Source organism: Sphingobium yanoikuyae (assembly GCF_034424525.1).
GTDB classification, from domain to species: domain Bacteria; phylum Pseudomonadota; class Alphaproteobacteria; order Sphingomonadales; family Sphingomonadaceae; genus Sphingobium; species Sphingobium yanoikuyae.
This window is the reverse complement of record NZ_CP139979.1, coordinates 5073201-5098168: the sequence shown is the minus strand read 5'-3', so window position 1 is coordinate 5098168 and position 24968 is coordinate 5073201. Positions and strand designations below refer to the sequence as shown.

Below are 24968 nucleotides of genomic sequence, written 5' to 3'. Positions count from 1 at the left end.
CGACATCCTTCTCCTCATGAAGGGGCAGGATGGCCGATGGCGCCGGACGCGGAAAGGCATGGCGCCGCGCAGCCGCTTGACTGGCGCGGCAGGCCGGGCGGCGGCGAGAGGACATGCCAAGTGCGCGTGCAGTCATTGGGCGGCGGGCGGCCGCAGCCTAGTCTGGCGGGCAGAAGAGGATGCCGTCCGTGTCGACCACGCTCATCACCAACGCCACCATCTGGGACGCCACCGGCAGCCCCGCCTTTGTCGGCGACCTACTGATTGAAGGCAACCGCATCCTTGCGGTCGGGCCGGATGCCACCGCCGGTCGTGCGCCGGCCGATCAGGTCATCGACGGCAGCGGCAAGACGCTGATGCCGGGCCTCACCGAAGGCCATGCCCATATCTCCTTTGGCGACGCGGCCTCGACCGAGGATCTGATCGCGCCCTCGCCCGAAGCCCATACGCTCATCACCGCGCGCATGGCCCGGCGCCTGATCGATCAGGGGTTCACCAGCTGCTATGGCGCATCGGCCGCCAAGCTGAAGCTGGACGTGGCGGTGCGCGACGCGGTCGATGCCGGCCATATCCCCGGCCCCCGCATCCGCGCCGGATCGACCGAGATCACCGTCACCGGCGGCATGGGCGACGAAAGCAGGCTGCACAATCCGCGCATCGGCATTTCCTGTGTCGTCGACGGGCCGGAGGAGATGCGCCGCGCTGTGCGGCTAGCGATCCGCGAGGGCTGCGACAATATCAAGCTCGATGTCTCGGGCGACCCCTTCTATCCCGGCAGCCCGGCCCATGTAACGCCGATGAGTTTCGCGGAAGTGCAGATGGCAGTCGACACCGCCCATGCCTTCGGCCGCAAGGTGAACGCCCATAGCCGGTCGATAGAGGGCAGCAAATATTGCGTCCGCGCCGGGGGCGATGGCCTGTTCCATGTCGAATATGCCGACAGCGAACTGCTCGACATGCTGGAGGAAGCGAAGGACCGGATTGTCATCGCGCCCTCGATCGGGCTGTTCCACGCGATGATCCATCATGGCGAGCCGTGGATCAGCCGGGCCGCCTGCGACGCGATGGGCATCCCCGCACTGATCGAGGCATCGGTCGAGACGCACAGCGCGTTGCGCAAGCGCGGCATCCGCCACCTGATCGGCGGCGATTATGGCCTGGCCTGGAACCCGCAGGGCACCAACGCCCGCGATATCCAGCTGATGATCGACTATTATGGCTATGACGCGGCCGGCGCGCTGGCCTGTGCCACCCGCAATGGCGGGCAGGCGATGCGCGACCAGGGCGATCTGGGCACTTTGGTGCCCGGCGCGCTCGCCGACATGCTGCTGGTGGACGGCGATCCCCTGGCCGACGTCACCATCCTCGAAGACAAAAACCGGCTGGCCATGGTGATGAAGGACGGCGCGATCCACCGCATCGCGCCCGGCCTGACCGACTGTGCCACGCCCGCCCAACGGAGAGTTGCATGAACATGGAAAGCGGCCCGATGGCGGCGGGCGACGCCCGCTGCCCGGCGATCAGCACGCAGGACATCATCGCCCGCGACAGGATCGCCGCGCCCGGCTGGGTGCGCAGTGAATCTTACGCCTTCCTGGGCAGCGAGGACATTTCCACCGATCGCTATATCGACCCCGATTTTGCCCGGCGCGAGATGGAAAGCCTGTGGACGCGCAGCTGGCAATTCGCCTGCCGCGAAGAGCATATACCGGAGGTCGGCGACTATCAGGTCTATGAGATCGGCCGCCACAGCTTCATCATCACCCGCGTCGCGGCGGACGAAATCCGTGCCTATTACAACGCCTGCCTGCATCGCGGCACCAAGCTACGCGCCTCGGGATCGGCAGGCTGTGCCAGCGAGTTCAAATGCAGTTTCCATGGCTGGAGCTGGAACGTGGATGGGTCCAGCAAGAGCATCACCTGCCCCTGGGACTTCCCCCATGTCGACCCGGCCAACAACGCCCTGCCGCAGGTCCGCGTGCAGACGCTGGGCGGGTTCGTGTGGATCAACATGGACCCGGATGCGCCCAACCTGGAAGAGTATCTGGGCGCCGAGGCGCTGGCCCATATAAAGGCGTGGAAGCTGGAGGATCGCTATATCCACCTCCATGTCCAGAAGAGCTTTCCGGCCAACTGGAAGCTGACGATCGAGGCCTTCATGGAGGCCTATCATGTGATCGAGACCCACCCGCAGGTCGCCCCGTCCAATGCCGACGCGAACAGCCAATATGATGTCTATGGCAATCATGTGAACCGCTTCATCTCCTGCCTGGGCGTCGCATCGCCGCATCTGGAGGGGCGCTTTTCCGAGCAGGATATTCTCGACCAGTTCACCGTCGGCGACGCGTCCGTGCTGAGCGAGGATCGGCCGCAAGTGGGCAACGGCACCGCGCGCCAGGCGATGGCCGACCTGTTCCGCACCATGTTCGGCGCGGCGACCGGCAGCGACCTGAGCGCCACATCCGACAGCGAGATGCTCGACTGTTTCTCCTACACGCTCTTCCCCAACACCTATCTCTTCCCCGGCGTGTCGCTGCCGATGGTCTATCGCTTCCGCCCGGACCCAAGGGACCATCGCCGCTGCATCTATGAGGTGTTCTTCCTGCGGCCGGTGCCGGATGGTGGCGCCCGCCCCGAACCGGCCGAACCGATCCTGCTGACCGACGATCAGAGCTTCTGCGAGGCGCCGGGCATGGATGCGGGCTTTGGCAGGATTCTCGATCAGGATACCGACAATCTGTTCCTGCAACAGGAAGGGATAGAGGCGAGCGCCAAGCGCGGCCTGACGCTGGGCAATTATCAGGAAATCCGCATCCGCCATTTCGAGCAGGCGGTCGACCGCTATGTCGCCATGCCGCCGCTGCGGCCCGGACGCTGAGGCAGGCTCATGTCCTTTGCCCTCAACGCCCGGCTGGCCGCCAAGCGCCCGCCCCTGCCGACCGCGACGGTGATCGATCCGGTCACGGCCAGCATCATTCGCGGCGCGCTGGAAACCGTCTGCTATGAGGCGACAACCCATCTCGGCCGTGCCGCTTCCTCGCCGATCATCAACCAGTCGAACGAGCGCAATGCGGCGATCGTCGATGCCCATGGCCGGCTGGCCATGGGGTCGATCGGCACGCCGCATCTGACCTTCGTGTCGCAGCTCACCGTCCGTTATGGGCTGATGCAGCAGCAGGATTATGACTGGGGGCCGGGTGATGTGTTCGTCGGCAACGACCCCGATTATGGCGGGGGCCACCTGCCCGACTATAATGTCTATGCCCCGGTCTATGACGCGGCGGGCGAACTGGTGCTGGTGCAGGCGCTGCAGGCGCATCAGGGCGATACCGGCGGCAAGGATCCGGGCGGCTTCACCCTCGACGCCACCGACATCTTCACCGAAGGCCTGGCCATCCCCTGCCTGAAGCTGGTCCATCGCGGGCAGAAGCGGCGCGATGCCATCCACCTGCTCGAACGCAACAACCGTTTCCCCAGCTTCGCCGGCGATCTCGCCGCGATGATCGGCGCGGTCGAGAAGGCGACCGTATCGATCCGCGCGATCCTCGACAAATGGGGGGCCGACGCGGTGCGGGCCGCGGTCAATCATGCGATCGACCAGTCGGAACGGCAGATGCGCGCCACCGTCTCCGCCTGGCGCGACGGCCATTATGGCGCGACCGTCCATATCGATCATGACACGATGGGGACCAGGGATATCCGCGTCCAGGTCGGCTGCACCGTGGCCGGCGACCAGCTGACCGTCGACCTCAACGGCACCGACGATCGGCAGGATCTGGTCGGGGTGTGGAACACCTTTGCCAATTCGCGCGGCTATATCATGACCCAGATCGCCGCCAGCATCGATCCCGACATCGTCAAGAATGAAGGGCTGTTCAACGCGGTCGAGATCATCCTGCCCGAAGGCTGCATCGCCCACCCCGCGCCCAACCGCCCGGCGGCGCTCGGCTCCTTCCACCCCGCCTGCGAGATTACCGAGGCAGTGTGCGTCGCCCTGTCGCAGGTCGCGCCGGACCGGTCCGCGCCGCAGGTCTACAAGATCGGCATGCCCAATGCGGTGATCGGCTTCGACGCGGGCGGCCAGATGTGGATGGACCAGGGCGTCGATTGCCGGTCGATGGACGTATCCGCCGTGCAGGGTATCGATGGCTGGGGCAGCTGCCCGGTCTCGCTCGGCAATCTGCTGCTGTCGCAGGCGGAGGATGGCGAGGCGCGCTTCCCGGTCATCAACATCAGCCGCGAACTGGTCACCGACAGCGGCGGCGCGGGCCAGTGGCGTGGTATGCCGGGTAGCCGCAACGTGAAACGGATATTGGAACCGGCGATGGCGATGGCCTGGATGGTCAGCCACGATCATCCGATCAGTGGCCTCGCCGGTGGTGCCGACGGCACCCCCTATCTCAATCATTTTCAGGTCGGGACGCCCGACGAATATCGGGTCGAGCTGACGGCGCGGGCGCAACTGCCGGCGGGGGCCGTCATTGCCTATCAGCATGGCGGCGGCGCGGGCTTCGGCCCGGCGCTGCGCCGCGATCCGCAGGCGGTGTGCGAGGATGTGCTGGACGAACTGGTGAGCATCACCGCCGCCCGCGACCTTTATGGCGTGGTGCTGACCGGCGCCATCGAAGATTACAGCCTGGCGGTGGACCATGCCGCCACGGCAGCATTGCGCGGGGAGCGGATCGCGGCATGAGCTATCGCGTCGGCATCGATATTGGCGGCACCTTCACCGACTTCGCCCTGTTGAAGGATGGGCCAAAGGACGGTCAGGTCATCCTGCACAAGAATCTCAGCACCCCACAGGATCGCTCGATTGGCGTGATGGAAGGACTGGAGACGCTGGCCGGCAAGGAGGGGCTGTCGCTGGGCGACTTCCTCCAGCGCTGCGAGGCGATCGTCCACGGCACCACCGTCGCCGACAATATATTGATCGAGATGGACGGTGCCGTCACCGGCCTCATCACCACCCAGGGTTTCCGCGACGAGATGGAATATCGACGCGGCTACAAGGAAAGCATCTGGGACGTGCGGCTGGAGCCGCCGATCCCGATAGTGCCGCGCCGCCGCCGCCTGACCGTGCCCGAACGGGTGCTGGCCGATGGCAGCGTGCATGAGGCACTGGACGAAGAGGCGGTGCGCGAGGCCTGCACCAAGCTGCGCAAGCAAGGGGTCGAATCCGTCGCGATCGGCCTGATCTTCGCCCATGTGAATGGCGATCATGAGGATCGGGTGGCGCAGATCGTGGCGGAGGAGATGCCCGGCATCCCCGTCTCGCTTGGGCACCGCATCCTGTCGCGCGCGCCGGAATATGACCGGATCAGCACGACGGTGGTGAACGCCTATGTCGCGCCGCGCGTGAACGCCTATCTCGAACGACTGGTCAGTCGGCTCGCCGACGCCGGCTATGCAAAGCAATTGATGGTGATGCAGGCGTCCGGCGGGGTCATGACCCGCGCTTACATCGAAGCCGCGCCGATCCGCCTGCTCGCTTCCGGCCCGGCCGGCGGCGTCATCGCATCGGCGCGGACCGGCGGCGCCAAGGGCTATCGCAACCTGCTGTGCGTCGACATGGGCGGCACCAGTTACGACATGTCGGTGGTGCAGGACGGCGCCGCGCCGGCCGAAGCGGGATGGAACATGCATCATCGCTATCTGGTCGGTGTGCCGATGGTGCAGGTGGAGACGCTGGGCGCGGGTGGCGGATCGATCTGCCATGTCGACAAGGGCGAACTGAAGGTCGGGCCTGCCTCCGCCGGCGCGGCGCCGGGGCCGATCTGCTATGGCCGGGGCGGCTTGCGGCCGACCGTGACCGACGCGCTGCTGATGCTGGGCATCCTCTCCACCGGCGAAGGCTTTGCCGGCGGCAGTTTCCGCCTGCGCGACGAGGGCGTGGCGGAGGCGTTCGCGGCATTGGGCGCGGAGCTGGGCTATGATGCGCAGCAGGCAGCGTTCGATTGCTGGCGGCTGGTCAACGCCAATATGACCCAGGCGGTGCGGCGCACGACGGCGGCCAAGGGCATGGATCCGACCGACATGGCGATGCTCGCCTATGGCGGCAACGGCCCGGCCTTCGCCGCGATCCAGGCGCAGGATCTGGGGATCGACCAGGTGCTGGTGCCCCGCGCCTCCCCCACTTTCTCCGCGCTCGGCACGCTGGTCGCCCATCCGGCGATCGACGAGGAACGATCGTGCAGCGCGCCCGCCGATGCGCTGGACCTCGACCGGCTGCGCGGCCTGTGGGCCGACCTGGCCGCCGATGCCGCCGCGCATTTTGCCGAAGCCGGCTTTGCCGCCGAGGCGGTGCAGGCCCGTTGGCGGGTGGCGATGCGCTATGCCGGGCAGAATTGGGCGCTGACCTTCGACCTGCATGAAGGCCGGGGGCTGGATGATCTGGGCTTTGTCGACGAGACGCTGTCGGCCCGCGCCATCGCCGCCTTCAACGCGCGGCATCTGGCCGAATATGGCCATGTCCGCGAAGGCGAGGTGCCGGAAATCACCGGCGTGCGCCTGACCGCCCAGGTCGAAACGCCGATGCCGCCCGCCGGTGGCGGCTTCACCGCGCCGGTCGTGGAACCCGCGCCCCATGCCCATCGCCGCGCCAATCTGGGCGATGGCTTTGCCGATGTCGCGATCCACAAGGGGCCGGACCTGATCCCCGGCGCCCGCGTCACCGGCCCGGCGATCATCGAGGAGGTCTTCACCACCATCGCCGTCTATCCCGGCTGGCAGGCGCGGGTCGATGATGTCGGCGACTATCTGTTGGTGCGCCAGTCGTGACGGCGCTGGCCGGGCTGGTGATCGTGGAGACGGCAGAGCGGGTGACGGGCGAATTTGCCGCCCGGTTGCTGGCCGATTTCGGCGCGGAGGTGATAAAGGTCGAAGCGCCCGGCGGCGCCCCGACCCGCGCCATGGGGCCGTTTCATGACGGGCAGAGCACGCTGTTCCGCTACCTCAACAGCAACAAGAAATCGGTGCAGCTCGACCTCGATGCGCCGCAGGACCGCGCCCTGCTCGACCGGCTGCTGGCGCGCGCCGATGCGCTAATCGACGATCATGGGCCGGACTGGGCGACGCAGCACGGACTGGCGCTGGGGAGCCAGCCCGATATCGTCCATTGCGCGATCACGCCCTTTGGCCAGGACGCCCCGCCCCATTGGCAGGTCGCGCGCCCGATCAACGTTATGAATGCCGGCGGCTGGGCCTGGCACACGCCCAGCGAGAGCGCACCTGATCGGCCGCCGCTGATGGGCGCAGGCCGGTTCATGAGCGATTATGAGGCGGGGCTGGAGGCCGCGCTCTGCACCGCCGCGTCGCTGCTGCGCAAGCGGCGGACCGGCATGGGACAGGCGATCGACATCAGCGAGGTCGCCGTGCAACTGTCGCGCGCCGACTGCGTGCTGGGGCGGATGCTGGCCGGGGATGCGGAACCGGGGCCGGAACGCACTCGCTATGACATGGGCGGGCCGGGCGCCGCCTTCGTCTGCGCCGACGGCCATGTCTATCTGCTGATGACGACGCGCGCGCACTGGCGCGGGCTGTGTGCGCTGATGGGCGATCCCGACTGGGCCGATGCCTTCCCGGAGGACTGGCTGGAATATCATTGCACGCGCGACCGGGTCACCGATTTCCGCCGGCATTTCCGCGCCTGGATCGCGACCCAGGCCAAGGATGTCGTGGCGCAGGCGGCGCAGCAGGCGGGCGTGCCGCTGGTGCAGGTCAACAGCGCCGCCGACCTGATCGACCATGTCCAATATCGGCATCGCGGCTTCTTCCAGTCGCTGGGCGGTGCGCTGCATCCGACCGTCCCCTATCGCATGAGCGCCTCGCCGGTGGTGCTGCACAGCCCGGCCCCCGCACCCGGCGCCGATCAGGCGATGCTGCGATGAGCCGGGGCGGACCGCTCGCCGGTGTCCGTGTGCTGGAGATCGCCAAGGTCTGGGCCGGCCCCTATGCCGGCAAGCTGCTCGCCTTCCTCGGCGCGGAGGTCATCAAGGTCGAAAGCCGCGCCAATCTGGACGAGATGCGCGCCTATGGCGGGGCCGATATCGACAGCGCCCCCTATTTCCGCAGCATCAATCAGGAGGTGCTGAGCGTCCAGCTCGACATGAAGTCGGACGAGGGCATGGCCCATCTGCGCGCGATGATCGCCGCGTCCGATGTGCTGATCGACAATCTGCGGCCCGGCGCGATGGAGCGATCGGGCCTGGGCTATGTGGATGTCCGTGCGATCCGCCCCGACATCATCCAGCTCTCGATCAAAATGTACGGGCGCGACGGGCCGCTCGGCTACCAGACCGGCTATGCCCCCTCTTTCGCGGCGCTGGGCGGGCTCAATGCGCTGGTCGGCCATGCGGGCGAGACGCCGGCGGGGATGAATATCCGCTATGGCGATTCGACCGTCGGCGCCGCCGCCGCACTGGCGATCATCGCCGCGCTCCACCATCGAGAAACGACCGGCGAGGGCCAGTTTATCGACCTTTCAGCGGTCGAGACGCTGTCGATGATGGTCGGTGACAGCCTGTTCGCCTATGGCCTGACCGGCGAGTTGCCGCAGGTGACGGGCAACGCCCATGCCGCCATGGCGCCCCATGGCTGCTATCCTTGCGCCGACGGGCAATGGATCAGTCTCGCCATCGCCGATGACCGGGAATGGCGCGCCTTCTGTGCCACGATCGACGCGCAGGTGCTGGCCGTTGATCCCCGCTTCGCCGATTCGGCCGCCCGCATCGCCAATCGGGACGCGCTCGACGCGACGATCGCCCAACGCAGTCCCGAATGGGACGCCGAAGCGATGGCGCAGGCGCTGCTTCTGGCGGGCGTGCCAGCCTTTCGCAGCCAGTCCTCGCTCGACCTGATCGGCAGCGAGGCGCTCTGGGCGCTGGATGCCTATCGCATGGTCAGCGACGCCAAGGGCGAGCCACGACCGATCATCGGGCCGGGCTGGCGCATGACACCGGACGAGGCCAGCATCACCCGTGGCGCGCCGTTGCTCGGCGAGCATAACCATCTGGTCTATAGCGAGATATTGGGATTGCGTGACAGCGAAATTGACGACCTGATCGCCCGTCGCGTCATTTGGTAATCAGCCGCTCTTGCAAGTTGATCGCCAGCCATTAGATTTTTGCGAACGATTCGCAAAAAGGAAAGAAGATGGCGCAGCCCAATGTCTATCAGGTGTCGGACTGGAACGGATCGAGCGGGGAGCGCTGGGTCACGCATCGGCAGCGGCTCGACGCCATGCTCGCGCCCTTTGGCGATGCGGCGATGGCAGCGGCCGCCGCCCGGCCAGGCGAGCGCGTGCTGGACGTGGGATGCGGCGCGGGCACCAGCAGCATCGCGCTTGCCCGCCAGGTCGGCGCAACCGGCGAGGTGCTGGGCCTCGACATTTCCGGGCCGCTGATCGCGCTCGCCCAATCGCAGCAACCCGCCGACCTGCCGATCCGCTACGCGCTGGCCGATGCCGGCAGCGCGACATTGACCACCCACGGCTTCAACCTGCTCTTCTCGCGCTTCGGCGTGATGTTCTTCGACGATCCCGTGGTCAGCTTTGCGCATATGCGGCGCTGGCTGCGGCCGGGCGGGCGGATCGCCTTCGTCTGCTGGCGCGCGGCGGCGGACAATGACTGGGTGCGCCTGCCGATGGGCGCGATCCGCGACATCGTGCCGCCGCTGGCGCCGCCCGATCCCGAAGCACCCGGCCCCTTCTCCTTTGGCGATCCGGTACGGGTGACGCGCATCCTGACCGAGGCCGGCTTTGCCGAAATCGACCTTGCCCCGATCGATGGCGTCATCCCCTTCGGGCAGGGCGCCAATCGCGAGGCCGCGCTGGACGATGCGCTCGCCATGGCGTTCGAGGTCGGCCCGCTCTCCCGCGCGCTCGCCGATCAGCCTGCCGATGTGCGGGATCGCGCCGCCCAGGCGGTGCGCCAGGCCTTCGCCGCGCGGCCCGGCGAGACGGCGATCCTGATCGACGGCGCCGCCTGGATCGTGACCGCCACCAATCCGGGCTAGAGTAGCCGCACCGGCCGGGATATAGGCGCGCCATGACCGAGCATCCCGCCTATCGCCAGATCGGCCTCATCGGCACCGGCCGGGTCGCGCGCGCGCTGGGGCTGGCACTGGCGCCGCACAGCGCTGCGCCGATCCTGGTGCAGGGTCGCAATCCGGATCATGCCGCCGCTGCGCTCGAGGCGATTGGCCGTGCGCAGGCCGTTGCCCTGTCAACTTCGCTGTCATCCAATTGCGACCTGATCCTGCTGGCGGTGGCGGACGACGCCCTGCCGGCGGTGATCGCGGATCTGGCCACTATGCCGCTGTCTGCCACCATCTGCCATGTCAGCGGGCGCAGCGGCGCGGCGCTGCTTGACCCGCTGCGAGCGCAGGGCGCGATCACCGCCGCCGTTCATCCCGCCATGACCTTCACCGGCGATCCGGCCGCCGAAGTCGCGCGAATGCAGGGCGCCCGCTTCGCCATCACCGGCGCCGATGCGCCTTCTATCGCGGCGGCACGCAGGCTGGTCGCGCTGCTGGGTGGCGTTGCGGTCGAGGTCGCGGAAGAACATCGCGCGCTCTATCATGCCGCGCTCTGTCATGCGGCCAATCATCTGGTGACGCTGATCGCCGGTGCCTCCGACGCACTGGCGACGGCCGGCGTGGTGGAGCCCGGCGCGCTGCTGGCGCCACTGGTCCGGGCCGCGCTCGACAACAGCCTGGATCGCGGGATCGATGCCCTGTCCGGCCCGCTGCTGCGCGGCGACCGGGCGACGATCGGCAATCACCTGACGGCGCTGAGCGCGGACGCACCCGACCTGATGCTGGCCTATCGCGCGATGGCGCTGGCGACACTCGATGCGCTCGACCGGGACGACGACGCGCTGCGCGACGATCTTGGAGCGCTGGCCGATTAGATTGAATCGGCCAGCGCTCCAATTGTCTTTTGTTTTTTCGCATTCTGCGAGCCATCGGCTGTTCCAGCCGATTTCAGAACGCTCTAGCCGGCAAAGCGGCTGTTGATCATCCGGGTGGTCGACCAGCCGCCATCCACCGCGATCACCTGGCCATTGATATATTCGCCTTTGTCGGAACAGAGGAAGGCGACAACATGAGCGACGTCCTCCGGCGCGCAATCGCGATAGAAAGGCGTCAGCCCCTGGTTGATCCGCTGGAAGGCGGGATAGTCCCAGGCGGCGTCGGTCATCGGCGTGCGCACCACGGTCGGCGCGACGATGTTGGAACGGATGCCCTGTTCGCCATATTGCGCCGCCATCGTCTGGGTGAGGCCGATCAGCCCCGCCTTCACCGCGCAATAGATGCCGCCATCCATTCCGCCCATGATGCCGAAGGTGGAACCAATGGTGACGATCGCCGACCCCATGCCCATATGCGGCAGGACGGCCCGGCACAGGCGGAAGGGCGCGCGCAGCGACAGGCCGATCACTTCGTCCAGCATGGCGTCGCTGGTGTCATGCACCGGCGCCCACACCCCCGCGCCGGCATTGTTGACCAGATGATCGACCCGCCCGAACCGTGCCAGTGCCTCCGCCACGATCCTGTCCGGCGCATCCTCATCGCCAATGTCCGCCGCGACGAAGGCAAAGGCGGCGTTCTGCGGCAGCGCAGCCGCCAGCGCCGCCAGCTTGTCCGCGCTGCGGCCGGTGCCCAGCACGGCCACGCCATCGGCGCACAGGGCGCGCACGATCGCCGCGCCAATGCCGCCTGCCGCGCCGGTGACGATCGCGACCTTCTGTTCCGTCATGCCGTCATCCTCTGCTGCTCGTGCGCTCGCGCCGCAATGTCCTCCGCCGCGACAAAGCCGAAGGTCAGCGCCGGACCGATCGTCGCGCCGGCACCGGGATAGCAGTCGCCAAAGGGGCTCGCGGCGCAATTGCCCGCGGCATAGAGATGCGGGATCGGCCGACCGCCGCCATCCAGCACCCGCGCCTGTGCGTCGCAGCGCAGCCCGCCCTTGGTGCCCAGATCGCCATTGTCGATCGGCACGGCATAGAAGGGCGCGGTATCGATCGGCCCCAGATTGGGGTTGGGGGTGACGCCGGGATCGCCGAAGAAGCGATCATAGATATTGCCGCCCCGGCCAAATTCGGGATCGACGCCGGTCTGCGCATAGCCGTTCATCACCTGCACGGTTTCGCTCAAGGCCTGCGGCGCGATGCCGATCTTGCGCGCCAGTTCCTCGATCGATCCGGCGCGGAAGACATAATGGTCCCACCAATGGCCGGGAATGCGATGATCGGGCGTATGGACCGTGGGCATCAGCCCGCCGGCGCTGAACTTTGCCCGGAACTTGGCGTCGAAGATCAGCCAGCAGGGCATGTTGGCGCCGGTCTTCACCTGATCCGCCACCATCGCCTGGCCGAACCGGTCATAGCCGGTCGCCTCATTAACGAAGCGCAGCCCCAGCCGGTTGACGCACACGCTCCACGGCCGGCCGACATCGAAAGCGGCCTGATGGATTTCGTGGAAATTGGCGGCGCCCGGCGCCGGCAGGGTCATGGTCGGTATCCACCAGCCCTGATCGGTATGGGCGAGTGAGGCGCCGATCGCCTCCGCCGCGATCAGCGCCTCGCCGCGATTGCCCTCCTCCGGGGTCGAACTGTGGCGGGCGAGACCGGGCACCGGGTAGAAACGCTCGCGCAGCGCCTGATTCCATTCAAAGCCGCCGGCCGCCAGCACCACGCCATGGTGCGCGGCGATCTGCTGCACCTGCCCGAAGCGGCGGACGGTGATGCCCGACACGCGGCCGTCGGCGGCGAGCGTCAGCCCCTCCAGCGCGGTTTCCAGCCGCAGTTCGACACCGCGGGCGAAAACCTGCTTGTAGAGCGCGCCCATCAGCCCCGCCCCTTGGGTGAAGCGCCGATCCCGCGCCGACAGCCGCCGCGTGCCGATGTCGAGCCAGTAGCGCGCGATCATCTTTGCCGCCGTCCAGCGCCAGCCGCGCTGCTGCATCATCAGGGCGAAGGTCTGGCTGAGGTCCATCGCATAGCGGCGGAACAGCGTGAACCGGCTATATTGCGCCCGCATCAGCGGATAGCGATCATCCCCCAATTGCCGCCCGTCAAAGGTGGGGCAGATGATGGAACGATCCGCCCGCGCGCCGGGTGCATCGGGGAAATAATCGGGCCAGGCCGCCGCCATCACCGGCACGCCGCTGTCCTTCAGGAAGCGCAGCATTTCCGGCGCGCGGTCGACATAGGCGGCCAGCCGTTCCGCATCGACCGATACGCCGATGACGCTGCGCAGATAGCGCAACGCCTCGGCCGCGCTGTCGCCCTGGTCGCCATCCAGCCCATGGCCCGGCACCCACATCACCCCGCCCGAGGTCGCGGACGTGCCGCCAAATTGATGCGCCTTCTCCACGATCAGGACGGAGAGGCCGAGATCCGCGCCCCGCAAGGCTGCCATGGCGCCGGCCGCGCCCGATCCGACGACGATGAGGTCGAAGCTCTCCATCATCCGAAGCTCGGCACCGCTTCGAGATGCGATCCGGGCGGGAAGCAGAAATATTCGAGATAATGGCCCAGATCCGCCCGCGCATCGAAATAGGCATAGGTGCCGCCCATCGTGTCCCAGGCGATCGGCATCGCCCAGCGCGCTTTGGCCGCCGCGACTGCCGCGTCAAAGGCGGCGCGATCGGCGAAATGCCGGCCCTGATGATGATAATGAAGGCCAAAGCCCTCCGCCGGCAGGCCCCATTGATAGACGGCGATGTCGCCCGACAAAGGCTGGATGATCTCGAACTGCAGTTCATCCCTGGTCGCCAGCGCGAAATGGGCCACTGCCTGCCGGTCCTGCCCGGTGTCGAACAGCGCGTTGGGCATTTCCATATAATGGCCGATGCCGTGCAGCGCGCCGATCTCGTCCATCGCCCGGCGCCAGTCGGTGGTCACATAGGCATGCTGATAATAGTCCCGGCGCACGGATCGCCCTCTCCCGCTCTGTTCTTCTGCCGGCCACTATCGAAGGCGGGGCAGTGAAGCGGAATGACCCGTGCGGCAGCGCCGCTTGCACCGGTGCGCGCATCGGGTTGCGGGCAATTGCCGCGCCCGCCGGCCCATGATGAATGGGGCCATGACCATGCTGACCTTCACCGCCGTCGCCCATGTCGACGATGTGCCGCCAGGCACTGCCAAGGCCGTCGATGTCGACGGCGAGAGCATCCTCCTGTGCCACAGCAATAGCCGGCTGTTCGCGGTCGCCAATCGCTGCTCCCATGCCGACGAGCCGCTCGCCTGCGGCCGGGTGCGCGCGGGCTGGATCGCCTGCCCGGTCCATGGCGCGCGGTTCGATCTGGAAACCGGCCGCGCCATGAACCCGCCGGCCAAGGCACCCATCAGAGTCTATGAATTGCGGATTGTGGACGACCGGATCGAGATCGCGCGCTAGTCCCTGCGCGGCTGCATCAGGGCCAGGAAATCCGCCAGCGCCAGCCGGGCATCGAGCTGGGTGAAGAGGCGGATCGAGCGGCCGGGGATTTCCGCGCCATAGCGGGAATCGTCCAGCAGGCGCCGACCGGCGATGATCGAGGAGGCGCTGCTCTCCGCAGACACGGACGTCAGCAACACCATCGGACTGTCGCCCAGGGTGATGGCGCCGCCCAGCTGGACGAAGGGCGGCAGATCGGCATAGCGGCCATAGAGCCATGCGGTCGTCGCCGACATCGGCCGCAAGGTCGCCGTCATTTCCGCCACCGACATCTGCAACTGGCGATAGGCACCGGCGGGAATTTGCCAGATCGGCATGCGGCTCCGTTCGATCACGGCACGCGCGGCTTCCAGATCGGTGGACAGATTATATTCGCTGCCGCCCTGCGGATAATCGGCGCCGCCGATCCAGACCAGGGTCATGCGATCGGCGATCGCCGGCTCCAGCTGCAGCGCCTGGGCGAGATTGGTGAGCGGCCCGCCGCAGGTGAAGAAGAGCGGCAGCGGATCGTCGCGCATCGCCTCCGCCACGATCGCCCGTGCCGCCGCCGACGCCTGTGCCCCGGCGACGCCGAAGCGCTCGCTGCCCGCGATCACCGGGCAGAGGTTCGTCAGACCCATGATATGCATCAGGTCGATCGCCGCCTGTTTGCCCGCCGCGGCGGTTGCGCCGGCCGGCTGTCCGCCCAGTGCCGCCAGCTTCGCGTCGAGCGCCGATGTCGTGACCAGCACTGGCCGGGCCGCCTTCGTCGCCAGTTGATGCGCGAGCGCGATCAGGCCGTCGGGATCGCCGGCGAAATCATTGTCGATGATGATGCGCGCCTTGGGCGCCTGCCGGATCACCGGCAGCGCGGATCGGGCGGCCGTGCCGATCATCAGGCTGGCGCCCGCTGCGATGAATCCGCGCCGATCGATCTCTGTCCGCATGCCTCTCCCCTGTCTGGGCCGAGGGCTGGCATGGGGCGGCCAAAGGGTCAAATAGCGATTTTCGGGGTGCCCATAGGCCAGAGCTATGGATGGCTGAGCCGCGCGACCGCGACCGCGCGAATGTCGGCGGCCTTGGCCTTCTCATTGCCGGTCAGGGCAAAATCCGCCTCGTCCAGCAGCAGTATCCGACGCGGCACCTTGAAGCTGGCCATGCGCGCCTTGAGATGGGCGATCAGGTCGCTTTCCGTCACCCGCGCGCCATCGACCGGGACGATGCAGGCGACCACCATCTCGCCCAGCAACTCGTCGGGCACGCCGACGGTCTGGCTGCGCTTGACGCCGGGGAAGGTGGCGATCGCCGCGTCCACTTCCTCGGGCGCAACATTGGCGCCGCCGGTCTTGATCATGTCGGTCAGGCGCCCTTCCCAGAAGAAGCGCCCCTGTTCATCCACCCGTCCGCCGTCGCCGGTGCAATAATAGCCTTCCGCGTCGAAACATTCTTCCGGCGCCTTGCCCAGATAGGCGGTCATCAGGGTCGACCCCTTGATGCACATTTCGCCATGCTGGCCGACCGGCAGGATCGCGCGGGTCAGCGGATCGACGATCTTGAGGCTGTTGCCGGGCAGCGGCGCGCCGGCGCTGCCGCCATAATCGGCGTCGGACGTATCCGCATCGAACGCCGTGCAGATCGTCATCGTCTCGGTCGTGCCGAAGGCCATGGGCGTGGTCCAGCCGGTGTCGACCGTCGGATGTTCGCCGATCAGCTCACCCTTGGTCACATATTTGAGGCTGGAAAGATCCGCGCTGGCCCAATTGTCCGCCGCCTGGACCCGCGCCCATTGGTGCGGCCGTCCGGTGAGGAAGGTGACGCGCTCCTGCTCGATCACGTCGAGTGCGGCGGCGGCATCGAACACCGGTTGCAGCACCGCCGTCCCGCCGGTCGACAGCGCGGTGCCGATCACCAGGCTGATATTGCCCGACCAGAACAGGCCATTGCCGGTCCAGCTCACCACCGGTTCGCGCATCGCGAAGACGCGCGGCCAGCGCCACCACTGGATGCAGAAGGCGCGCTGGGCATGGACGATCCCCTTGGGCAGGCTGGTAGTGCCGGACGAGAAGAAGATGCCGCCATGGTCGGACAGCGTGACGGTGGCGGCGCGCTGCGCCACCTGCGCATCGGGCACCGCCGCGCCGCTGGCAAGGAAAGCATCCCAGCCTTCATAGCCCGGCGCTGCCGGATCGGCATCGGTCACGCTGTCGAGCTGGACCAGCCGATGGAGAAACGGCCCCTTGTCGATGCCGGCCAGCATGGCGGCAAAATCCTTCTTCATCACCCGCGTGTCGAAGAGGAGGATGCCGATCGCCGAGGCCTGGACCAGATGCTCCAGTTCCTCCGCGCTTGAAAAGCTGCTGAGCGCCACGGTGACGCCACCCGCCATCGCGATGCCGAAGACGCTGGCGAGATATTCGGGCCGGTTCGCCATCAGCACGCCGACCCGGCCGTCCTTGCCGAGGCCGGCCGCGATCAGCGCCCTGGCCACCGCGACGGAACGGGCATGGAGTTCGTCATAGCTCCAGCAGATGCGCTGCTGCGCGGTGCGCATGATGACCGCGTCGCGCGCGCCGTGCCGCGCCCGCACCGCATCCAGATAGGCGGGGATGGTCTGCGCGCCCTGCCCCGGCTCCTGCGCCAGCGGAGGGCCATGGATCAGCGAAAGCGGCGCGCTCAATAGGGCAACTCCACCTGCGCCGTGCCCTTCAATATCTCCTCGCCATCCTGGGTGGTCATCACCGTGCGGACCTTGACCACCGGCATGCCGAAGGGGGAACGGTCGATCTTCTCCACCACCTCGCCATCGACCCAGGTGACGTCGCCCTCGAACGCGGGGGAGCGGAACTGGGTCTTGCTGTGCCAGACATAGCCGCCATGGCCGGCCCAATAGGCGACCGTGTCGAGATGCCAGGCATTCATCGACGCGCCATAGCCATAGGCGCCGCCCATGCCGACATTCTCCGCCTTTTCGGCATTGATATGGCCCGATGACGGGCCGTGATAGAGGCCATCACCCATGCGCGGGTCGATCTTGCGCGCTTCATGGTCATAGCTCATGTCGGCGCCGAAGCCGGCATCCTCGGTCGCGGGATCATGAATGCCTTCAGGCGCGTTCCACGCCCAAGTCCCCCAGATATTCTGGCGATGGGCGCGGCACTCATTGGCGAAGCTGACCACCGAATGCGGCCCGATCACCCGGCGCGGCAGCCGATCGCCCACCTTTACATCTGCATAGGCGGGCGAATGGCCGTCGCGGTTGGACAGGATCCAGTCGTGGCGCGCCTTGTGGATGTCGGTCAGTTCCGCCTTGGTCCAGCGCCGGGGGCTCCGCTTCTCCTTGGCATAGACGCCGCGCCTGTTCGCTTCCTCGACCAGATAGCGGATCGCAGTCGCCTGTTCCTTGGCCACCAGCGCGCCATGCTGGTTGCGGTGGATGGTGTCGCCGCGCGCGAACATGGTCGGGCCGGCAAAGCCGGTGTCAGCAATCGAATAACCGTCGAAGCGGCGGCTCTGCACCAGCTTGTCGCCGGGGCGGACGGGGGTGCCGTAGAACCACCATTCCTCGCCGGCGAAGATCAGGTGGGTGCCCGGCACCTTGCCCACGCAGGCCGGGTGACAACCATGGCCATAGTCCATCGCCACGGTGAAGCTCTGCGGCGCGACGATGCCGCCGAAGCGGGAGGCGCGGGCGAAATTCTCGTCCCAATGGATCGGGTTGGGATAATCCATCGCCTGCACCCAGCGGCGAATGTCGGTCGCGTTGCAAGGATCCCACATCTCGGCGAAGATCACCGGCTTGCCGACCCACTGGTCGACATCCCTGGTATCCAGCGTCAGCTTGCTGTCCTGCACATCCATATCGGCCATGATGTCCTACTCGATCACTTGCGGCGCGCCGGTGCCGAGATAGTCGGCCAGCACGCGGTGGAAATTGATGATCGCCCGTTCCTCGACCGGGCTGGGCCGCAGCCCGTCGCAGCCGCGCGAGCGCAGGCCGCGCTGCACCGCCCCCATGTTCGAGAAATCCTGGCACAGCACCTTGCGCCAGCTTGCCTCGTCCATGTCGGGCTTGTGGAGATTGGCGGGGCGCGGCTCGGTGCCCTCGGGGAAGCGTTCGAGCGTATAGACCTCGAAGATGCAGCGATTGGGATCATGGCCGTCGGGCCGTGCGCGATAGCAGAGCGCGAAGGTCGGTCCGTGGATCACGACCGTGTTGGGGAAGATGTGCCAGACATTGCCCGCCGCCGCGAAATGGGCCGGGTCGATGCGCGGCCAGTTCACCCCGCGCTTGGCGTCCTCCTCCACCGTGCGGCGCATCAGGTGCATCTGCACCTCGCCCGGCGGCGTCTCTTCGGGCAGTTCCTCGACCAGCAGATTGGCGACCCGCACCATCGTTTCGGTGGTGGTGCCGTTCACTTCCTCCCAGAGCTGGTTGAGCGAATCCGCCAGCCCCTGGCGCATGTCCGCCGCGCCCGCCGCGCCGGCGGTCGCGCCACCCGTGCCCTCGCGCGCCTGCGACCCGAACACGCCATGGATGCCACGCCCGTCGCTCCAGGTCGGCTTGGGCGAATATCTGGTCAGTTGCGGATGGGTGCCGGCAACATGATAGCCCTCGTTGAACGCCTCGATCGCGACCTTCCAGTTGCACGGAAAATGCAGCCATTGGCGCCAGCGATAGCGCATCTGCTCCAGCTCGAACGGGTCGAGCATTGATGCCGCCGGCTCCAGATAGTCACGCAGCGGCGGCGCGTCCGGGTCCATGCAGACGAACACCCAGCCGCCCCAGCTGTCGACGCGCACGTCGCGCAGGCGCAGGTCATCGGCCTTCAGGCAGTCGCCCCAGGCATCCTTGCGGACCACGCCGACATTGTTGCCGTCCAGATCCCAGCTCCAGGCATGGAAGGGGCAGACCAGCCGCTTCGCATTGCCGCAGCCTTCGGTCAGTTGCCTACCGCGATGGCGACAGACGTTGAAATAGGCGGCAATCCGGTCGGGCGCGGCGCGCACGACGATGATCGAGTCGTCGACAATGTCATAGGTGACATAGTCGCCGACCTCAGGGATTTCCTCTTCCCGGCAGGCGACCTGCCAGACTTTGGGCCATAGTTTCGCGGCCTCGGCATCGGCATAGGATTGCGAGACATAGGCGGTGTTGCCGATCAGGACCGGTGGCTCAGTAATGCTCCCTTGCATGGTCATGTGTCCCTGCCGCTCAATGCAGCGCAACCGGCGGCGGCGGCGCAGCCTCCGCGCGATAGTCGCTGGGGTTGCGGGCATAGACGCGCTTGAACATGCGGCTGAAATGAGCCGGGCTCTTGAAGCCGACGGCATAGGCGATCTCGCTGATCGAGATGCTCGCTGCGTCGGATCGCGCCATCCAGGCCCGCGCCTGCTCCAGCCGGCGCTGCCAGATCAGGTCGGAAAAGCTGGTGCCATTCTGCTTGAGCAGGGTGGTGAGATAGCGCGGTGAAATGCCGCAGCCCTTGGCCGTCATCGCGGCGGACAGGCCCGGATCGGACAGATGCACCTCGACGAAGCGGCGAACATCGGCAAAGCGCTTCTCCGCGACGGAAGGACGCGGCGGCACCGCGCGCAGATCATGGCGCAACCCTTGGCCGATCACCGCCAGCGCCGCCTCCACCAGCGTCCGCGTGGTTTCCTCCGCCACATCGGCGTCGCGCTGGAACAGGCCGGCTAGGATGCCATCGGCGATCCCCAGTTCCGCCCGCTGCATCGGCAGCAATATGCCCGCCCCGGCATCGCAATCAACGAAGCCGCGCAGCACATGGGTCGGCACCGTCACATGCAGCACCTCATGTACGCCCTGCGCATCGGGCTGGCATTCGATCAGGAAGGGCGTGGTCGAGCGCGTCATCAGAAAATCGCCATATTGGGCGGCCCGACTGCCAAGCTGGTTGGAAAAGACCAGCCGGCCGCGCTTCACGAACCACAGGACGGTGAGGTCGGTGCCATCCTCGCGGATATGCTGGCGGGTGCGGCGGAAGAAGAGGCGGGTGGCCGATCGCAGCAGGATCGCGGCGCTGGGGCCGGCGGACTTGCGCCGCGCCTCCACGTCGATGACGGAGCCTTCCTCCATCCAGTAATCGCCGCGATAATATTCCTGCTCGCGTTCGCCGCGAAACAGGTGCTGGCATTCGCGATAATTGCCCCGGTCAAGGGCGAAGAGCGTCTCGATCATCGCATCCGCTCCTTTCAGCGCTGTGCCCGCCCGGCGCGGCTCAGCCGCCATTCCGGGGGGTAGTTGAGGTCGTTATTCTTGACGGTATGGGCAATGCCCTGGTCGAAGCCGCCGGCGCCCAGATCGATATCGGTCGGCCGGTCGCTCTTCATCAGCGGCAGCATGCCTTCCAGCCAGCCGGTGAGCAGGCTGCCCATATATTCGCCGCGATATTGCTTATAGGCCTCGATGAAGGTCTTCTGCGCGACCACCACGTCGAGCGGCCGAGTGCGGGCGCAGGCATCGGCATATTTGTCGGTCTCCGCCTCCAGCGCGTCGCGCGGCACGACGGCGTTGACGAAGTTGCAGTCCATCATCTCGGCGGCGGTGAAGGGGCGGCCGGTGAACAGCATTTCGGAAAAGCGGCGGATGCCGACCATTTCCAGCCATTGCCACATGCGCGGCCCCCATCCGGCGTAGCGGAAGGAGGGATGGCCAAAGAGCGCATCGTCGGACGATACGATCAGGTCGGCGTCGGCGCACTGGTAGAAATGCCAGCCATAGCAATAGCCCTTGGCCTCGACGATGCTGATCTTCTTGAATTCCTGCAGCGGCCGGTTGCCGGCATAGCCCTTGGCATAATGGTCGGTCAGGCCATGAAGGAAGCGATAGGAACCGGGCGGCGGATAGCGCACGTCGGGATCGTCAATCTCCAGGTCGGGCAGGAAATCATCCTCCGCGCCGGGATGCAGATACATGTCGCCATGTTCGTTGATGTCGCCGCCCGATCCCAGATCCTGGCCGGCGCCACGGATCACCAGCACCTTCACATCATCGTCGATATTCGCCTTGTGGACGATCTCGCCGAACAGCAGGCGCATGCCGATCGTCGTCGTGTTCGCCTTGCCCGGCCGGTCGAAGGTGATGGTCGCGATCTTGCGCGCCCGGTCCTTCTCATAATGCACGAACTGCGCCGCCTCGCGCTTCAGCGCTGCCGCGCTTGCCCTGGCCATGCCGCCCTCTCCCATCCTTCTTATGCCCGGCAGGCTGGCACGGGGCGGCGATGGCGTATTGGCATTAGGCGCAGCTTTATCGATATGATACGCAGCGAAGTAGCAAGCAGGCAGACAGGCGCGCGATGGAGGAGCAGGATTTTTTCTTCGGGCTGGAGGGTCCGCTGGAAGCGGTACCGGCCGCCGGCCAGATGCGCGCGGCCAATCTGCGTGGCTTTTCCGACTATGTCCGCGCGCGCGGTGGGGCGCCGCGCCGCATTCTCGCCCAGCATGGCCTCGACCCGATGGTGCTGGCCGATCCCGACAGCCATATCGCCTGCCAGCAGGTGGCGGCGATGTTCGAATATTGCAGCCTGCTGTTCGACGATCCGCTGTTCGGCCTGCACCTTGCCGCCACCCAGGATGCCGACATTTTCGGCAGCGTCACCGCCGTCTGCCGCGCCGCGCCGGACCTGCGCGCCGCGATCGCCAGCCTGATCCGCTATCTGCCGGTCGCCCATTCGCCCGAGGCGCAGCTGGAACTGGTGGACGATGGCGGCATGGCCGAACTGCGCTGGGTGGTCGGCGCCGATCTCGGCTTCAACGACCAGGCCAATTATCAGGCGATGATGCTGATCCTGCTGCTGTTGCGGACCGTCAGCGGCCAGCGCTTCCGTGCCGCCTGGGTGCAATGTTCCGCCGACCCCAGCCCGCGCGAACTGATCGAGATAGAGGCGTTGCTGGGCACGGCCGTCCGCCCGCGCGCGCCGGGCAACGCGATCGGCTTTTCCGCCGCCTTGCTCGACACGCCGATCGCGACGGCCAATCGGCTGACCTATCGGCTGGTCGGCGGCTATCTGGGTCGGCTGCGCCTGTTCAACCATGCCGACATGGCGGAAAGGGCGCGATCCTATGTGCGCGGCGCGCTGCCGGCGGGGACATGTGCGATCGAGCGCTGCGCCGACCGGATGGGCCTGTCGGTGCGGACGCTGCAGAGCCGGCTTGCCGCCCATGGCCTGCATTTCAGCGATCTGGTCGAGGAACAGCGCGAGCAACTCGCCCGCATCTATCTGCGCCAGACGCCGATGCCGATCGACGAGGTGGCGGAGCGGCTGGGCTATGCCGAACAGACCAGCTTCGGCCGTGCGTTCAAGCGCTGGACCGGGCAGACGCCGCGGCAGTTTCGTAACGCCTAGCGCAGCAGCCGCACCCAGGCATCGGACAGCGCCTCCAGGCCGAAATGATCGATCCGGTCGCCGGGGCGGATCGCGGTGGCGAGATCGAGCTGCCGTGCCAGCGCATCGGCCATCGCCGCCGCATCGGCGGGGTCCACCAGCAGGCCGCACCGTCCATCATCGAGCAGGTCGACGGCGTTGCCGGCGCTACGCGACGCGACGATCGGCACATCCACGGCCATCGCTTCCAACAGGACATTGGGTGATCCCTCCCACCAGCTGGGCAGGACAAAGGCATCGGCATGGGCCAGCCAGGGAAAGACATTGTCGACCGTGCCGGGCAGGTCGAGATCATCAGCCATACCGAGCGCCTTCGCCTGCGCCCGCAGGCTGTCGCAGGCGCGGTCGCGGCTTTCGCCCAGGATGATGAGCCGCGCGGGTCGCTCCCGCCGCAGCAGTGCAAAGGCCGCGAGCAAGGTCGCGAAATTCTTCTGCGGCGCCAGCCGGCCGATCGCGAGGATCACCGGCGGCTGTCGGCCCATCCAGCGATGCGGCACTGGCCCGTCCGCCAGGAAGCGGGCGGCATCGGCATCGATGCCATTGGGGATTACCGCCACCTTGCCCGCCCGCGCCGCGCCGGCAAAAGCAGGCGTATCCGCCAGGGTCGGCGACACCAGCACCAGATGATCGGCGTCGCGCGCCAGCAGCCGCGCCATCGCGGTGCGGCTGAGGCGCCCGAGCCCACCTGATGGCGCCCCCGCCGCATTGCGCATGATGTCGTTGCTGATGCGATAGATGCGCCGCACGTCGCGCAGCCCCTGGCTCGCCGCCCAGGCGGTGCCATGGCCATGATTGCCCGCCGAAATCAGCGTCGCTTGCCCCCGCGATCGCAAATGCCGCCGCAGCGCCGCGATCGCCTGCAGCTTTTCGCGCGGGCGCGACGGGTTTGGCCCGGCCAGCAGCGCATGATGCGGCACGCCGGTCACGCCCTCGCCACCCGGCAGCGCCGTCACCAGTTCGACCGCCAAACCGCGCGCCACCAGTTCGGCGGCCAGGATACGGACATTGCGCACCACGCCGGTCGCGGCCAGCGCATGGACATAGAGGATGATCACGCCCGGCGCGCGTCGCGCTCGATCGCGCCGGCCGCCTGCCAGCGCTGCGGCGGCAAATGGCGCAGATGATGGCAATAGAGCGCGCCCAGCCGGCTGTCGGCCAGCCCCCGGCCGCTCACCAGTTGCATGATGTCGGTGCCGGGGTTCCAGTTGCCCTCGACCAGCACCGGGCCGTCCGGCGTCAGGCCAATATCCCAGCCGATCACGGTAAAGCCCGATCGAAAGGCGAGATGCGCCCGCAACGCCAGCGCCACGGCGGCATCGAGATCGGGCACCGGCCGGCCGCTAATGGGCGCACCGGTCAGCGGATGCCGGTCGAAGCGGATCGGCGCGCCGTCCGGTGCCGCCTGCCACACAGGGCCGCAGCGCCCGTCGGCATCGACCGACAGCACCAGATTGCCGGCGTTGAAATTATCCACAGGGCGCCCGCCGCCGGCAGACAGGCGCAGCGCCAGCGCGCAGGCCTCGGGCGTGCCGACCTCGTCCAGACAGGTAACGACCCGCAAGGTCGGCAGCGCGCCCGGCGACATGTCCGCCAGCGCTTCATGGGTGGCCAGGCAGCGCTGGATCACCCCGCCGGCCGCCCAGATCGCCAGCAGGCGCGCGCGCAGCGCATCGTCGGCGATCGGCCCTTCCGCGCCTTCCCAGCGCCCGCCCTTCTTTGCGAAACGCACCACGCCTTGCCCCTTGGAGCAGTAGCTGGGCTTGGCGATGATGACGCTCTGGCCATGCAGCCAGCTGGCGATATCACTCGTCTCCAGCGTGAAGCTGTCGGGCAGCGGCAAGCCGGCGGCAGCAGCTTTCCGGGCGAAAAGCTGCTTGTTCTTGAGCGGATTGGCCTCGGCCGGGAAGGCACCGGGATTGAGCAGCCGATGCAGCCCCTTGCGATCGCGCATGCTGATCCCCTGCGCCCGCACCGCATCGCACAGCAGGCGCCGTTCCGACGCCGCCCAGCCACTGCGCCCGCTCGCCGCGATCAGCCGCGCAACCGTTCGCCGGCCCAGCGGCCAGTGGCGACGCAATCCGTCATGATAGGCCGCCAGCAGGACATTGCCGTCAGCCGGGGGCAGCGCACGCAGCGTGAACAAGG

Annotated in this window: 21 protein-coding genes; 10 read left to right on the top strand and 11 right to left on the bottom strand. The window is 67.3% G+C overall.

The features are described 5' to 3' along the window. Window positions 1–179 precede the first annotated feature (179 nt). The 8 genes from U0025_RS23795 to U0025_RS23760 all read left to right on the top strand — a co-directional run bounded on the left by U0025_RS23795 (window position 180) and on the right by U0025_RS23760 (window position 10907). Entirely contained in the window at window positions 180–1472 is a 1293-nt protein-coding gene (locus tag U0025_RS23795; RefSeq protein ID WP_037490918.1) for an amidohydrolase family protein, read from the top strand. Then, window positions 1469–2878 (top strand): aromatic ring-hydroxylating oxygenase subunit alpha, encoded by a 1410-nt coding sequence (locus U0025_RS23790; RefSeq protein WP_004210239.1) that lies wholly within the window; start codon window positions 1469–1471, stop codon window positions 2876–2878. The genes U0025_RS23795 and U0025_RS23790 overlap by 4 nt, the downstream gene beginning before the upstream one ends. A 9-nt stretch (window positions 2879–2887) precedes the next feature. Further along, the gene (locus U0025_RS23785) at window positions 2888–4693 is read left to right on the top strand and encodes a hydantoinase B/oxoprolinase family protein (protein WP_004210238.1); all 1806 of its coding nucleotides are present in this window, start codon (window positions 2888–2890) and stop codon (window positions 4691–4693) included. After that, complete coding sequence (locus tag U0025_RS23780; RefSeq protein WP_004210236.1) at window positions 4690–6777, top strand: hydantoinase/oxoprolinase family protein; 2088 nt, start codon at window positions 4690–4692, stop codon at window positions 6775–6777. The genes U0025_RS23785 and U0025_RS23780 overlap by 4 nt, the downstream gene beginning before the upstream one ends. Continuing rightward, window positions 6774–7886, top strand: coding sequence for a CaiB/BaiF CoA transferase family protein (locus U0025_RS23775; protein ID WP_004210234.1), 1113 nt, complete (start codon window positions 6774–6776; stop codon window positions 7884–7886). The genes U0025_RS23780 and U0025_RS23775 overlap by 4 nt, the downstream gene beginning before the upstream one ends. Then, a complete protein-coding gene (locus U0025_RS23770; RefSeq protein ID WP_004210232.1) occupies window positions 7883–9082 on the top strand; it encodes a CaiB/BaiF CoA transferase family protein in 1200 nt (399 codons plus the stop codon). Before U0025_RS23775 ends, U0025_RS23770 begins: the two co-directional genes overlap by 4 nt. 68 nt (window positions 9083–9150) lie before the next feature. Next, window positions 9151–10011, top strand: a complete 861-nt coding sequence (locus tag U0025_RS23765) for a class I SAM-dependent methyltransferase (protein WP_004210230.1) — start codon at window positions 9151–9153, stop codon at window positions 10009–10011. 32 nt (window positions 10012–10043) lie between these two features. Further along, complete coding sequence (locus tag U0025_RS23760) at window positions 10044–10907, top strand: Rossmann-like and DUF2520 domain-containing protein (protein ID WP_004210228.1); 864 nt, start codon at window positions 10044–10046, stop codon at window positions 10905–10907. An 83-nt stretch (window positions 10908–10990) separates the two neighbouring features. Here the strand turns inward: U0025_RS23760 and U0025_RS23755 are convergent, their stop codons facing one another. Genes U0025_RS23755 through U0025_RS23745 form a run of 3 tightly spaced genes read right to left on the bottom strand, consistent with a single transcriptional unit; the run spans window position 10991 to window position 13934 of the window. Further along, window positions 10991–11755 (bottom strand): SDR family NAD(P)-dependent oxidoreductase, encoded by a 765-nt coding sequence (locus U0025_RS23755; RefSeq protein ID WP_004210226.1) that lies wholly within the window; start codon window positions 11753–11755, stop codon window positions 10991–10993. Continuing rightward, window positions 11752–13470: an FAD-dependent oxidoreductase gene (locus U0025_RS23750; RefSeq protein WP_004210225.1), complete on the bottom strand. Its 1719-nt coding sequence runs from the start codon at window positions 13468–13470 to the stop codon at window positions 11752–11754. The genes U0025_RS23755 and U0025_RS23750 overlap by 4 nt, the downstream gene beginning before the upstream one ends. Continuing rightward, window positions 13467–13934 carry a hypothetical protein gene (locus U0025_RS23745; protein WP_004210222.1) on the bottom strand — a complete coding sequence of 156 codons (468 nt, stop codon included), beginning with the start codon at window positions 13932–13934 and terminating at the stop codon, window positions 13467–13469. Before U0025_RS23745 ends, U0025_RS23750 begins: the two co-directional genes overlap by 4 nt. 151 nt (window positions 13935–14085) lie before the next feature. Between U0025_RS23745 and U0025_RS23740 the strand changes: the two genes are divergently transcribed. Beyond that, a complete protein-coding gene (locus tag U0025_RS23740) occupies window positions 14086–14400 on the top strand; it encodes a Rieske (2Fe-2S) protein (RefSeq protein WP_037491990.1) in 315 nt (104 codons plus the stop codon). Here the strand turns inward: U0025_RS23740 and U0025_RS23735 are convergent. The 6 genes from U0025_RS23735 to U0025_RS23710 form a co-directional block, all read right to left on the bottom strand. Further along, a complete protein-coding gene (locus U0025_RS23735) occupies window positions 14397–15365 on the bottom strand; it encodes a nucleoside hydrolase (protein WP_004210219.1) in 969 nt (322 codons plus the stop codon). The two genes, U0025_RS23740 and U0025_RS23735, sit on opposite strands and share 4 nt — an antisense overlap. Window positions 15366–15448: 83 nt before the next feature. Then, window positions 15449–17095, bottom strand: coding sequence for a class I adenylate-forming enzyme family protein (locus tag U0025_RS23730; RefSeq protein WP_004210217.1), 1647 nt, complete (start codon window positions 17093–17095; stop codon window positions 15449–15451). Further along, window positions 17092–18285, bottom strand: coding sequence for an FAS1-like dehydratase domain-containing protein (locus tag U0025_RS23725; RefSeq protein ID WP_004210216.1), 1194 nt, complete (start codon window positions 18283–18285; stop codon window positions 17092–17094). The genes U0025_RS23730 and U0025_RS23725 overlap by 4 nt, the downstream gene beginning before the upstream one ends. 6 nt (window positions 18286–18291) lie before the next feature. Further along, a complete protein-coding gene (locus tag U0025_RS23720) occupies window positions 18292–19617 on the bottom strand; it encodes an aromatic ring-hydroxylating oxygenase subunit alpha (RefSeq protein ID WP_004210215.1) in 1326 nt (441 codons plus the stop codon). 13 nt (window positions 19618–19630) lie between these two features. Further along, a complete protein-coding gene (locus tag U0025_RS23715) occupies window positions 19631–20617 on the bottom strand; it encodes a helix-turn-helix transcriptional regulator (RefSeq protein WP_004210214.1) in 987 nt (328 codons plus the stop codon). 14 nt (window positions 20618–20631) lie between these two features. Continuing rightward, entirely contained in the window at window positions 20632–21609 is a 978-nt protein-coding gene (locus tag U0025_RS23710; protein ID WP_004210213.1) for an enoyl-CoA hydratase/isomerase family protein, read from the bottom strand. A 125-nt stretch (window positions 21610–21734) separates the two neighbouring features. Here U0025_RS23710 and U0025_RS23705 point away from each other — a divergent pair, with 125 nt between their 5' ends. Beyond that, complete coding sequence (locus tag U0025_RS23705; RefSeq protein ID WP_004210212.1) at window positions 21735–22784, top strand: AraC family transcriptional regulator; 1050 nt, start codon at window positions 21735–21737, stop codon at window positions 22782–22784. On the opposite strand, the gene U0025_RS23700 is transcribed toward U0025_RS23705, so the two are convergent. Both U0025_RS23700 and U0025_RS23695 read right to left on the bottom strand, forming a co-directional pair. Beyond that, on the bottom strand, window positions 22781–23878 hold the full coding sequence (locus U0025_RS23700) for a glycosyltransferase (RefSeq protein WP_004210211.1): 1098 nt from the start codon (window positions 23876–23878) through the stop codon (window positions 22781–22783). The genes U0025_RS23705 and U0025_RS23700 overlap by 4 nt on opposite strands. Next, the gene (locus U0025_RS23695) at window positions 23875–24966 is read right to left on the bottom strand and encodes a sugar-transfer associated ATP-grasp domain-containing protein (protein WP_004210210.1); all 1092 of its coding nucleotides are present in this window, start codon (window positions 24964–24966) and stop codon (window positions 23875–23877) included. The genes U0025_RS23700 and U0025_RS23695 overlap by 4 nt, the downstream gene beginning before the upstream one ends. Window positions 24967–24968 lie beyond the last annotated feature (2 nt).

Bases quoted from the DNA above. Each gene is read 5' to 3' on its own strand.
- U0025_RS23780 (WP_004210236.1), top strand. From the start codon at position 4,690: ATGAGCTATCGCGTCGGCATCGATATTGGCGGCACCTTCACCGACTTC.
- U0025_RS23760 (WP_004210228.1), top strand. From the start codon at position 10,044: ATGACCGAGCATCCCGCCTATCGCCAGATCGGCCTCATCGGCACCGGC.
- U0025_RS23750 (WP_004210225.1), bottom strand. From the start codon at position 13,470: ATGATGGAGAGCTTCGACCTCATCGTCGTCGGATCGGGCGCGGCCGGC.
- U0025_RS23785 (WP_004210238.1), top strand. From the start codon at position 2,888: ATGTCCTTTGCCCTCAACGCCCGGCTGGCCGCCAAGCGCCCGCCCCTG.
- U0025_RS23755 (WP_004210226.1), bottom strand. From the start codon at position 11,755: ATGACGGAACAGAAGGTCGCGATCGTCACCGGCGCGGCAGGCGGCATT.
- U0025_RS23720 (WP_004210215.1), bottom strand. From the start codon at position 19,617: ATGACCATGCAAGGGAGCATTACTGAGCCACCGGTCCTGATCGGCAAC.
- U0025_RS23715 (WP_004210214.1), bottom strand. From the start codon at position 20,617: ATGATCGAGACGCTCTTCGCCCTTGACCGGGGCAATTATCGCGAATGC.
- U0025_RS23705 (WP_004210212.1), top strand. From the start codon at position 21,735: ATGGAGGAGCAGGATTTTTTCTTCGGGCTGGAGGGTCCGCTGGAAGCG.
- U0025_RS23765 (WP_004210230.1), top strand. From the start codon at position 9,151: ATGGCGCAGCCCAATGTCTATCAGGTGTCGGACTGGAACGGATCGAGC.
- U0025_RS23735 (WP_004210219.1), bottom strand. From the start codon at position 15,365: ATGCGGACAGAGATCGATCGGCGCGGATTCATCGCAGCGGGCGCCAGC.
- U0025_RS23795 (WP_037490918.1), top strand. From the start codon at position 180: ATGCCGTCCGTGTCGACCACGCTCATCACCAACGCCACCATCTGGGAC.
- U0025_RS23725 (WP_004210216.1), bottom strand. From the start codon at position 18,285: ATGGCCGATATGGATGTGCAGGACAGCAAGCTGACGCTGGATACCAGG.
- U0025_RS23740 (WP_037491990.1), top strand. From the start codon at position 14,086: ATGACCATGCTGACCTTCACCGCCGTCGCCCATGTCGACGATGTGCCG.
- U0025_RS23770 (WP_004210232.1), top strand. From the start codon at position 7,883: ATGAGCCGGGGCGGACCGCTCGCCGGTGTCCGTGTGCTGGAGATCGCC.
- U0025_RS23710 (WP_004210213.1), bottom strand. From the start codon at position 21,609: ATGGCCAGGGCAAGCGCGGCAGCGCTGAAGCGCGAGGCGGCGCAGTTC.
- U0025_RS23790 (WP_004210239.1), top strand. From the start codon at position 1,469: ATGAACATGGAAAGCGGCCCGATGGCGGCGGGCGACGCCCGCTGCCCG.